Annotated in this window: 13 protein-coding genes; 7 read left to right on the forward strand and 6 right to left on the reverse strand. The window is 69.8% G+C overall.

Features of this window, described 5'->3' with window-relative positions; genetic code table 11:
- The first annotated feature begins 146 nt into the window (after window positions 1–146).
- Both ACR9ZK_RS18050 and ACR9ZK_RS18055 read left to right on the forward strand, forming a co-directional pair.
- Window positions 147–1,016 (forward strand): carbohydrate ABC transporter permease, encoded by an 870-nt coding sequence (locus ACR9ZK_RS18050; protein WP_481343340.1) that lies wholly within the window; start codon window positions 147–149, stop codon window positions 1,014–1,016.
- A complete protein-coding gene (locus tag ACR9ZK_RS18055; RefSeq protein WP_481343341.1) occupies window positions 1,013–1,933 on the forward strand; it encodes a carbohydrate ABC transporter permease in 921 nt (306 codons plus the stop codon). Before ACR9ZK_RS18050 ends, ACR9ZK_RS18055 begins: the two co-directional genes overlap by 4 nt.
- A gap of 384 nt (window positions 1,934–2,317) precedes the next feature.
- Here ACR9ZK_RS18055 and ACR9ZK_RS18060 read toward each other — a convergent pair whose 3' ends face one another.
- Both ACR9ZK_RS18060 and ACR9ZK_RS18065 read right to left on the reverse strand, forming a co-directional pair.
- Window positions 2,318–2,851, reverse strand: coding sequence for a hypothetical protein (locus ACR9ZK_RS18060; RefSeq protein WP_481343342.1), 534 nt, complete (start codon window positions 2,849–2,851; stop codon window positions 2,318–2,320).
- Window positions 2,852–3,197: 346 nt separating this feature from the next.
- Window positions 3,198–3,407: a dodecin gene (locus ACR9ZK_RS18065; RefSeq protein ID WP_481343343.1), complete on the reverse strand. Its 210-nt coding sequence runs from the start codon at window positions 3,405–3,407 to the stop codon at window positions 3,198–3,200.
- Between the two features lie 256 nt (window positions 3,408–3,663).
- Between ACR9ZK_RS18065 and ACR9ZK_RS18070 the strand changes: the two genes are divergently transcribed.
- The 3 genes from ACR9ZK_RS18070 (at window position 3,664) to ACR9ZK_RS18080 (ending at window position 5,518) form a co-directional block, all read left to right on the forward strand.
- Window positions 3,664–4,341, forward strand: a complete 678-nt coding sequence (locus tag ACR9ZK_RS18070; RefSeq protein WP_481343344.1) for a haloacid dehalogenase type II — start codon at window positions 3,664–3,666, stop codon at window positions 4,339–4,341.
- 57 nt (window positions 4,342–4,398) lie between these two features.
- Entirely contained in the window at window positions 4,399–4,743 is a 345-nt protein-coding gene (locus ACR9ZK_RS18075; RefSeq protein ID WP_481343345.1) for a cupin domain-containing protein, read from the forward strand.
- 73 nt (window positions 4,744–4,816) lie between these two features.
- Window positions 4,817–5,518, forward strand: a complete 702-nt coding sequence (locus tag ACR9ZK_RS18080; RefSeq protein WP_481343346.1) for a GntR family transcriptional regulator — start codon at window positions 4,817–4,819, stop codon at window positions 5,516–5,518.
- 104 nt (window positions 5,519–5,622) lie between these two features.
- On the opposite strand, the gene ACR9ZK_RS18085 is transcribed toward ACR9ZK_RS18080, so the two are convergent.
- From ACR9ZK_RS18085 to ACR9ZK_RS18100, 4 genes are all read right to left on the reverse strand, one after another.
- Complete coding sequence (locus ACR9ZK_RS18085) at window positions 5,623–6,111, reverse strand: LutC/YkgG family protein (protein ID WP_481343347.1); 489 nt, start codon at window positions 6,109–6,111, stop codon at window positions 5,623–5,625.
- A 182-nt stretch (window positions 6,112–6,293) separates the two neighbouring features.
- A complete protein-coding gene (locus ACR9ZK_RS18090; protein WP_481343348.1) occupies window positions 6,294–7,799 on the reverse strand; it encodes a lactate utilization protein B in 1,506 nt (501 codons plus the stop codon).
- A complete protein-coding gene (locus ACR9ZK_RS18095) occupies window positions 7,796–8,554 on the reverse strand; it encodes a (Fe-S)-binding protein (protein WP_481343349.1) in 759 nt (252 codons plus the stop codon). Before ACR9ZK_RS18095 ends, ACR9ZK_RS18090 begins: the two co-directional genes overlap by 4 nt.
- 73 nt (window positions 8,555–8,627) lie before the next feature.
- Complete coding sequence (locus ACR9ZK_RS18100; protein WP_481343350.1) at window positions 8,628–9,164, reverse strand: Lrp/AsnC family transcriptional regulator; 537 nt, start codon at window positions 9,162–9,164, stop codon at window positions 8,628–8,630.
- A gap of 259 nt (window positions 9,165–9,423) precedes the next feature.
- On the opposite strand from ACR9ZK_RS18100, the gene ACR9ZK_RS18105 reads away from it, so the two are divergent.
- Window positions 9,424–9,669, forward strand: coding sequence for a hypothetical protein (locus tag ACR9ZK_RS18105; RefSeq protein ID WP_481343351.1), 246 nt, complete (start codon window positions 9,424–9,426; stop codon window positions 9,667–9,669).
- Between the two features lie 64 nt (window positions 9,670–9,733).
- A complete protein-coding gene (locus tag ACR9ZK_RS18110) occupies window positions 9,734–10,663 on the forward strand; it encodes an ABC transporter substrate-binding protein (protein WP_481343352.1) in 930 nt (309 codons plus the stop codon).
- The last annotated feature ends 77 nt before the right edge of the window (window positions 10,664–10,740 follow it).

Consider the following 10,740-nt stretch of genomic DNA (forward strand, 5'->3'; position numbering starts at 1 on the left):
CCCCCCCCCCCCCCCCCCCCCCCCCCCCCCCCCCCCCCTCTTCAAAGCAAAAGACACCCCCCCAGATGTAGCTCCGTCTCGTGGGCTCGGAGATGTGTATAAGAGACAGCCCGGGGCCACACCCCACCTTCAGAAAGCCACCTCTCGTGACCTGGATCAGCTCCCGCTGGAAGATCGCCCTGATGCTCGCGCCGGCGCTCGCCTTCTTCACGGTCTTCGTCGCCTATCCCGTCGGGTACTCCCTGGTCTTCAGCCTCACCAAGTTCCAGGGCTTCGGAAAGCCCTCCTTCATCGGGCTGGGCAACTACTCCTCGCTCCTCGACGACCCGTTCTTCTGGCGCGCCCTGCAGAACACGCTGATCATCCTCGTCATGAGCATCGTCCTGCTCGTGCCCGGCTCGTTCGGGCTGGCGCTGCTGCTGCGACGCAGCGTCCGCGCCGGCGGAGCCCTGCGGGCCCTCGTCTTCGCGCCCGCCATCATCGCGCCCATCCTCGTGGGCCTCATCTGGGTCTTCCTCCTGGACCCGAAGATCGGCCTGCTCAACCGTCTGCTCGCTCGCATCGGCGTCGGTCCCGTGCAGTGGATCGGCGGCGACACCCTGACCCCGTACGCGGTGGCCCTGGTGTTCATCTGGAGCAGCGTCGGGTTCGCGATGACCATCTTCTACGCCGGGCGGCAGGTCCTGCCCGAGGACGTCATGGAGGCGAGCGAGCTCGACGGAGCCACCGGCTGGCAGCAGCTGCGCTACGTCACGGTGCCGATGATGCGTGAGACGTTCGCCATCGTCACGATCCTGATGATCACCAACGTCTTCAAGATCTTCGAGCTCGTCTACATGCTCACAGGTGGTGGTCCGGTGCACCGGTCCGAGACGCTCGTCAGCTACATGTACTTCCTCACCTTCACCAACCAGAAGTACGGCCTGGGCATGGCGCTGGCCGTGCTGATCACGGCCCTCGGCGCCATCGTCTCGGTCGCCTACCTCGTGGCATCCCGTGAGCGGAGGTCCTCATGAGCACCACCACCAGCCCGCGCCCCACCCGCGACCTCCGGAGGACCACCGTGGCCGACCCCCAGCCGGAGGCCGGCAGCGACGGACGCAGCCGGCGCCGCACCGCGGCCCTGATCGCTGGCGCCGGTGCCTACCTCGTCACGTTCCTCATCATCCTGCCGCTGCTCTGGATCGTCCTGCTGTCGTTCCAGCCGAGCGGCAACATCCTCGGCAACCCCTTCTCCCTGTCCGGGCTGACGCTGGACAACTACCTGGCGGTCCTCAGCTCCACACCGTTGCTGCGGATGTACGGCAACACGTTGCTCATCGCGACCGTCTCCGTGACCGTCGGCGCGGCGATCTCGTTCATGGCAGCCTTCGCCCTGACTCGGATGGTCTTCCGTCACAAGCGAGTCCAGTCCAGCCTTCGTTTCTACATCCTGGCGGGGCTCGCGGTGCCCGTGTACATCCTGCTGTTCCCCGTCTACCGCCTCGACCTCACCCTGGGCGTCTTCGGCTCCTACGCCGCGCTCATCCTGCCGTACGTCGCGGTGTCGGTGCCGTTCAACACCTTGCTGCTGACCGGCTTCCTGCGTGAGTTCCCCACCGAGCTCGAGGAGGCCGCCATCATCGACGGCGCCGGCCTGTGGCGGCTGTGCTGGACGGTGGTCCTGCCCCTGATGCGGCCGGTCATCGCGACGATCCTCATCTTCAACGTCGTGTACGTCTTCAACGAGTTCCCCTTCGCCTCGATCCTCATCAACGACCCCGACATGGTCACGGTGTCGCTGGCCGTGTCACGGTTCCAGGGCCAGTACACCGTCGACTACGGCGCGATGATGGCGGCCGCGACTCTCGTCCTGCTCCCCCAGCTCGTCATCTATGCCCTCTTCCAGAAGCAGGTCATCGCCGGCATGACCGTGGGCGCCGTCAAGGGCTGACCATCCCGGGCCTGGCGTCCCCGGCGCGGTTGCCGCTCGCTCCGGGACGAGCGGCACCCCGTGCTCGCGGACAGGTGGGCGTCGGCCGGGCGCACACCGGCACCAGGGACGGCCGATGACGCCACCTCCGCCCCAACCCGGGGTCCGGACAGCGACAGGGTCCCCGATGGGCCCGAGGCGTTCCTGCCCGCTCGCCGTACCGCCGTCAGCGCGCTGTTCGGCGGTGGAGTAGCTGCCGCGGCCGCCCTCACCGGAAGCTCGTCACCACCCGCGGCGGACGTCCACCACCCGACGGGCCGGTCGGAGGCCCCGCGCACGCCCGAGTCGCCGTTCGAGCGGCAGGCCCGCGGCCTCGCGCCCCGGCGCGGTGGTTCGCTGCCGGTGTCAGACGGGCAGCAGGCGGAGCGAATCGAGGGTGCGCTGTTGGTCGACCAGGGCGCGAGGCGTAGTGTCCTGGAACCACGATCGCTCGATCACCACGCGCTCGCCGTGGACCATCACGATCCACAGCTCGACGAGCTCGTGCTGGGCCGCCATGGGGCGGTACGTCATCACCCCGCCGTTGTCACACCGGTCGGCCTGCGGGTCATCAAGCCGCGCCACCAGGTGAACACCGGACCCGCCGAACCGCGCGACGGGGGCAGCGGGTTCGATGACGGTGAAGGGATACCTCGACAGGATGGCCCGGGCGAGGTCGGCCGGCGTCGGCCCGGCCTCGGCCGGGGGACGTGCCTGGGCCTGGCACGGCCCGTACGGGAGCGCATCGAGCTCCATGACGCGGATGCCGGCGTCCTCCCGCAGGTAGGACGGCGCCTGGATCACGACCCCCTGCTCGAAGAGCCACCAGGTGTCGCCGGAGACCGTGAGCTCCACGGCCAGATGCGAGCGTGGGGCAGCCGGATAGAGGTTGCCGGGCATGCGCAACCGGTAGGTCGCTCCCGGTCGGAGGGCGTTCAGGGTCCGGAAGGCGTACGCATCGCGTTCGACGACGTGCGGCGCCTCAGCCAACCGGTAGCTCCGGTCGACGGCGTGCGACCCGGGCGTCCCCTCGACCCTCGTGGCTGCCGTCGTGACCCGGCCCGGATCCGGGCCGGGCGGGCTCGTTCCTCCGCCCGGCGGACCGACGCACGCGGCTAGCCCGGCCGCGAGTGCCGCGGTGACCGACAGGCGCCAGACATCCAGGCCGCCGCGGCCGGGAGCTCGGGCTCGTCTCGACGCGGGCCGGTCCTGCCGGCAGGACACCGCGGTTGCTCGACGAGTCCGCTCAGTCCTCCATCCGGAAGCCGAGCTTCACCGTGACCTGCCAGTGGGCGATCGCCCCGTCGGCGAGCTGACCGCGCACGTCCTGGACCTCGAACCAGTCGAGGTTGCGCAGCGTGGTGTTCGCTTTCGCCACGGCGTTCGCCACCGCCGCCTCGACGCCGTCGGGAGAGGTGCCGACCACCTCGGAGATGGCATACACGTGATTGGCCATGCTTCTCGCCTCCAGTGCACGGTGCCCGGGCTCTCCGAGCCGCCACCCCACGGTAGTCCCAGGGCGGCATGCGGATGGGCCGGCCGGGATCGCGACGCCAGCGCTGACGCCGGGACCCGGGCGGGACGGAGCCGGGGCGAGGTGGCCTGACCACACCACCGAACGCTGGAACTGTTGACAGTCAACGCCGGCTCCTCATATGGTCGACCATCGACCAGAGCGGATGCGACCGCTCACCCTGACTCCAGGAGCACCCATGGTTTTCGCACCGCCGACGTTCGTCACGTTCGACATGAACGGCACGCTGATCAAGTTCGCCATCAACGACGCGATGCGCCAGGTCCTCGGCGACCGGCTGCCGGCCGAGGTCGCCGACGAGTACCTGCGCATCTGCAAGGCCTACCGGATCGACGAGTGCACCGGCGCCTACCAGCCCTTCCACCAGATCGTGGCCCGCTCCATGGAGCGCGCCGCTCGCTGGGTCGGCCTGCCCTTCCGCGAGGAGGACGCCCGGGCCGTCTACGACATCGTCCCGACCTGGGGCCCCTACCCCGGGGTCACCGCGGCACTGAACCGGCTCGCCGAGGCGGTGCCGCTGGTCATCATCACCAACAGCGACACCCACCACGCGGTGCGCCTGGCCGAGAACCTGCAGGCCCCGTTCGAGCTGGTCATCAGCGCCGAGGAGATGGGCACCTACAAGCCGCGCCTGGCCGCGTTCGAGTACCTGTTCGACAAGCTCGGCGTCACCCCCGCCGAGCTCGTGCACGTCTCCGCCAGCCCGATGTACGACCTGCGCACCGCGGCCGTCATGGGCATCCGGGACAAGGTCTACGTCGACCGCGGCTTCGAGCAGGACGAGCACTGGCTCGGCTACGAGCGGATCACCGACATCGCCGACCTGCCCGTCCTCTTCGGCCTGCCCCGCCCCTGACGCGGGCACCCAACAGCTAACCGCCCGACCATCGACACCAGACCGAAGGAACAGCTCATGCATCCGTACGTCCACGTATCCGCGGCCACGATCCTGGGAGAGCTCGAGCCCAACGGACACCGAGCCGGCTGCGACTCGGGCGACCCCAGGACCTCCATCCTCACATTCGACACGGCGGTCAAGACGGGCGTCTGGGAGTGCCAGCCCGGCGGCTGGCAGTCGACCCGGGAGGACACCGAGGTGTGCTACATCGTGAGCGGGCGCGCGATCGTCACCGAGGGGGACACCGGCGCGAGCTACGAGATCTCGGCGGGCGACGTCATCGTGGAGCCCAAGGGATGGTCCGGCCGCTGGGACGTCGTCGAGACCATTCGCAAGGTGTACTGCCACGGGTTCGACTGAGGGTGGTTCGACAGCTGGGGGCATGGCAGTCCCGGCATTGATATGGTCGACAAACGACCAGAAAGGCGGCCACATGGACCTCAAGCTCGGCGGGCTGGAACGCAGGACGACCCCGGAGGGGATCTACCGGATGCTCCGCGCCGCCATCCTGGAGGGGCGCGTGCCACCCGGCGGACAGCTGCGCGAGAGGGACATCGCCGCGGACCTCGGGGTCAGCCGGTCTCCTCTTCGAGAGGCACTGACCAAGCTCGAGGAGGAGGGCCTGGTCGTGAAGTTCCCCTTCCGTGGCGCGTTCGTGGTGGAGGTGAGCGCCCACGAGGTGGCGGAGATCGCGTCGGTCCGGTTGCTGGTCGAGCCGTATGCCGGGGAGCTGGCCCTGGACGCGCTGCGCGGTCCCGAGCGGCCCAGGTTCACCCGGACGATCGAGGACCTGCGTCGGGCGGCGGCTGACGACGACGTCCCGGCCAGCATCGACGCCCACCTCCAGTTCCACAGTCTGTTCTACGACCTGTCGGGCCACGGCGTCCTCCGCAGCCTCTGGCACGGTTGGGAGACCAAGCTGCGCCTGTACTTCTCGGTGGACCATCGCTCCTACAGCGACCTGCACGCCATCGCGGACGAGCACGAGAGGCTCGCCGAGGTCGCTCTGCAGGGCGGCACGGACGCGTTCCGGCGGGCGCTGGCGGACCACTTCCCGTCAGCGCTCGCCGGCACGCGCGAGCCAGGAAACCCACCCCCTCCGGGCATGCTCGAGCACCGGGGCGCCGGCTTCTGACCGGCGCCCTGACGCGCCTTCGAGTCGCGCCTCGGCGCCGGGACGGGCCGGCCCGGACGCCGCCGAACACCCCAGGAGCGGTCGGCCCCCTCGACGTCCGTCGGCTACTCGACGAGGACCACGCACAGCGTCCGCGGGCCGTGCACCCCCTCGACGCGGTCGAGCTCGATGTCGCTGGTTGCGCTGGGGCCGCTGACCCAGGTCAGGGGCCGGCCCGCCTCGACGCTGGGGCGCAGGGCAGCGACCGCCTCGGGGACGGTGCGCACGACCTGGTCGGCGCGGACGAGGCACACGTGCAGGTCAGACAGGAGGCTCAGGCCGCGTCGTCCCTGCCCCGGACCGTGGTCGAGCACGATCGTCCCGGTCTCGGCGACGGCGACCGCCGCCGTCGTGACCACCGCGTCGACTCCCTCGACGTCGTGCACGTCCGCGACGTCGCGCTCGCGCACCACGTGCCCGGGCAGCTCGGTGCCGAAGCCTTCGGGGACGACGACGGAGAACGCCTTCCCGAGTGACTCCCTGAGCACCTCCGCGAGCGCCGCCGCCACCCCCGTGGCCGGGCACCTGACGACCGTCGCCCGGTAGTCCTCCACGCGCTCGACGAACAGCTCGATCAGAGTCGGAGCGGCCGCCGCTGCAGCAGACGCGCCTGGGGGACGGCTGTCCGGCGAGTCCGTCCTGGGATGGTGGGTTCCTCTGGTGGACAAAGCCGTTCGCACTCGCTCGAGGATCTCGGCCCGGGCCGCACTGGTGTCCGGGAGACCGCTCTGCCGTGTCATCGCTCCTCCTCTCGCGTCGTGCCGCCGTCGCGCAGCTCACCGTCGCGGGTGCGTGCCCACCACTGCCGGAAAGTCTCGGTCGGCGGCACCGGTGCGTCGCGGGCCTCACTCCACGCCGAGAGCGGCCACGGCAGCCGCGTGAGGCGGACGCGTCGGCCGAGCAGCCGGCCCGCTGTCGTCGCCGCACGCTGTGCCTTCTCCAGGCGCGTCGCCGTGGCGAACGTGAAGGCGCCCGCCTTCATGGCCGCAGCCTCCGGAGTCGGCACGCCACCTCGGTGGTCGTCGACGACCTTCGTGCGCAGGTGCACGAGGAGCTCCGGGATCTCGATGCGGACGGGGCAGGCGTCGAAGCACGCGCCGCACAGCGTCGAGGCGTAGGGCAGCGACTGCTCGAGGGCACCCTGCCGGCCGCGGAGCTGGGGACCGAGGACTGCGCCGATCGGGCCGGGGTAGACCGAGCCGTACGCGTGCCCGCCGACGCGCTCGTAGACCGGGCAGACGTTGAGGCAGGCCGAGCAGCGGATGCACCTCAGCGCCTGCCGGCCGACGACGTCCGCGAGCACGTTGGTGCGGCCGTTGTCGACGAGCACGACATGCACGTCCTGGGGTCCGTCGGGTCGCCTGTCCGTGCTCGTGACGCCGGTCCACATCGACGTGTACGGGTTCATCCGCTCGCCCGTGGACGATCGCGGCAACAGCTCCAGGAAGACCGCCAGGTCGTCCCAGGTGGGGACGAGCTTCTCGATGCCGACGACGCTGATGAGGGTGTCGGGCAGGGTCAGGCACATGCGGCCGTTGCCCTCGGACTCGACGACGACGAGCGTGCCGGTCTCTGCGACAGCGAAGTTGGCCCCTGAGACGGCGACCTTGGCGCGCAGGAACTTCTCGCGCAGATGGAGCCGCGCTGCCTCGGCCAGCCGGGCGGGCTCGTCGGTGAGGTCGTGAGGCGCGGGACGCCCGACCCGGGCCATCTCGCGGCGGAAGATCTCACGCACCTCGGCGCGGTTGCGATGGATGGCCGGGACGAGGATGTGGCTCGGCAGGTCGTCGCCGAGCTGGACGATGAGCTCGGCGAGGTCGGTCTCCCAGGCGTGGACGCCGGCCGCCTCGAGGGCCTCGTTGAGGCCGATCTCCTGCGTGGCCATCGACTTGACCTTGACCACCTCGGGGGTCTCGTCGCCCAAGGTCCGATCCTTCGCGATGGCCACGACGATGGCGTTGGCCTCAGCGGCGTCGCGGGCCCAGTGCACCGTGGCACCCGCCTCCGTGAGCCGCGCCTCGAGCTCGAGCAGGTACGTGTCGAGGTGGGCGAGAACACGGTCCTTGGCCGCAGCGCCCTTGACCCGCAAGGCCTCCCAGTCCTCGACCTCCCCGACGACGGCGGCCCGCTTGGTCCGGATCGTCGCCGTCGCGTGACCGAGGTTGCGTCGCAGCTGCGTGTCGGCCACGGCTGCCCGCGCGGCCTCCGGGAAGGCCGGCATGCCGACGAAGGTGCGGCTCATCGGACCCCCTTCGGCGCGAACGGCGCGTCCTCGGTCGAGGCAAGCACCTCGGCCAGGTGGAGCGTGCGCACCCCCGCCCGCTGCCGGGACAACAGGCCGCCGACGTGGGCGAGGCACGAGTTGTCGCCGGCGACGAGCACCTCGGCACCGGTCTCGCGCACGTGCCGGGCCTTGTCCGAACCCATGGCGACCGACACGTCCGGGTTCTTCATGGCGAAGGTCCCGCCGAAACCGCAGCACTCCTCCGCCCTCGGCAGCTCGACCAGGTCGATCCCCCGTACGGCCCGCAACAACCGCAGCGGCCGGTCGCCGACCCGGATCATCCGCAGCGAGTGGCACGTCGGGTGATACGTCACGCGGTGGGGGAAGTACGCGCCGACGTCGACGACGCCGAGCACGTCGACGAGGAACTCCGACAGCTCGTGCACCCGCGGCGTCAGCGAAGCGACCGCCCGTTCGAGCGCCACGTCACCTGCCCGCCGCGCCAGTCCGGCGTGCTGCTCGCGCACGGACCCGGTGCACGACCCCGACGGCACAACGACCGCATCGAAACCACCGAACACCTCGACGAAGGAACGGACGAGCGGCACCGACTCAGCGGCGTACCCGGTGTTGGTGAACATCTGGCCGCAGCACGTCTGGGCCGTCGGGAACTCGACCCGGCACCCGAGGCGCTCGAGCAGCGTCACCACCGCCGCCGGCGTCGAGGGCCACATCGTGTCGTTGAAGCACGTGGCGAACAGCGCGACTCTCACAACAGCACGCTACGGCCGTCGGGCCTGCGGAGGGGCCGAGGCACGAGATTGTCGGTGCGGCCGTGAGCTGTCATCATCCCGCGGGAGGCCGGGGTGCTCTCCGGCGGTTGACCACGCTCGACAAGGTGAGCGCCGTGACCGTGTCCCGGACGCCTGGCATCCTGGCGATGTCCTCCCAGACGCCGCGTACCCGTTCGAGGGAGCCCGCCTCCACGCGCACCATGATGTCGAAGTCGCCGCTGAGGATCTCGCAGATGACGACCTCGGGGATGCGCTTGAGCGCAGCCAGGACGTCTCCACCTCGCAGGCGGTCCTGGCGGTAGACGAGTACGACCGCCGAGACGGCATCGCCCGTTCCGTCGCCGGCCCGGACGATGGTGTAGCCGGCGATGTGTCCTTGCCGTTCGAGTCGCTCGATGCGCTGGCGTACGGCGTTGCGCGACAGCAGCACCTGGCTGGCGAGCTCGGCGTAGGAGACCCGGGCGTTGCGGGTCAGCTCGGCAATGATCTTCTGGTCAATGGCGTCCACGGTGACCGCCTCCTCCGGGGCCGAGTTCGCGGTCAGGCAGAGGGCCTCCGGCCGCACCGGTGTGTCGTGTGCCTGCGCCACGCTCCGGGCCCTTCACGCACGCGGTCCACGACCACTGGCCCGGCTGCTGCGACACCGTGCGAAGGCTAGGGAGTTGCGGGGGCGGCCGTCCAGACCGCCACAGCACGACAAGACAGATTGCTCCTGGCCGACGAGTCCGCTAGACGAACGAGCGAGGCCGAGCGGCCTCAGAGCGCCGAATGGTCCGACGCGGATGTGCGCCGGCGGGGGCCTCCGCGAGTTCCACCTGCGGTCAAAGCGCCGGGAGGAGCGCACCAACGTGCCCTTGCAGGTCATCGGTTACTGCTGGACAAAAAGTGGCCGAAAGGGCGTCCTCGCCGGGCAAACGGCTGCATATGCGCTGGCCTATCACATGATCGCCCGGCTTTGCACCGTCGATCTGGACGTGCCTTCAGCAGCGGCCCTAGCGTTGTCAGGTCAGACCTTCCAGCGGATGCCGTCGAGCACCGCGGACGTCTGGAAGGAGACGGGGTCGAGCCGCGGCCACCCCATCGGGGTGAGCTGACCCGGCTCACGCTACGCAACCCTCGCCCTCCGCTGCCACACACGCCTCAGCAGGAGAATCATTGATGCACACACGTTTCCGGGCTGGCCTTGCGCTCGCTGCCATCGCCGCTGCCCTGCCCCTCACCGCATGTAGCGAAGCGGCGAACGCCACGAAGCCGGCCGCGTCCGCCCCGGTGGAACACACCGACGACATCTCGAACGGGGTCCCGACCGACACCGCTGCCGCCAAGCTGGTCCCGCCGGACGTCCGCACGTCGGGCAAGCTGGTTGTGGCCATGGACCTCGAGGCTCCGCCGACCAACTTCATCGCGAGCGACAACACGACACCGATCGGGTTCAACGTCGACATCGCCCGGCTCATCGCCAAGAAGCTGGGTCTGCAGCTCGAGATCAAGAACGTCAAGTTCGACACGATCATCCCCGGGCTCGACGGCGGTCGGTACAACCTCACGGTGTCAGGGATGTCGGCCAACGAGGACCGCCTGAAGGTCCTCGACATGGTCTTCTACTTCAAGAACGGTTCGTCGATCGCCGTCGCCCATGGCAACCCGAAGAACCTCACGAACGACACGCTCTGTGGCATGAGCATCGGCGTGCAGTCGGGCTCGGTGCAGGAGCTGAAGCGCCTCCCGACCCTTTCCCAGAAGACCTGCGAGTCCAAGGGCAAGCCTGCGATCAAGCCCGTCTCGCTGCCGAGCGTGCAGGACGCGCTGACCCAGGTCGCCTCTCACCGGATCGACGGTGTCTTCTACGACACGACATCGCTGAACTGGGCCGACGCGCAGCAGCCGAACACCTTCCAGGTGCTCAAGCCCCAGGTCGCCACGGCGGACAACGCCGTCGCCCTCGCCAAGGGCTCCCCCTTGACGCCGGCCGTCCAGGCGGCGATCCAGTCGATCATCGACAGCCCCAAGTACAAAGAGGCGCTCAACCGTTGGGGATTCCCCTCCCTTGGCATCGACAAGGCCTCCATCGCGACCCCCCAGGGCTGACGCCTCGTCAGGGCAACAGCGCGGCTGGGCGGTGGCAACCCTGTCTCTTATACACATCTGACGCTGCCGACGACGGA

It is taken from the genome of Monashia sp. HAY1-5C (genome assembly GCF_056755255.1).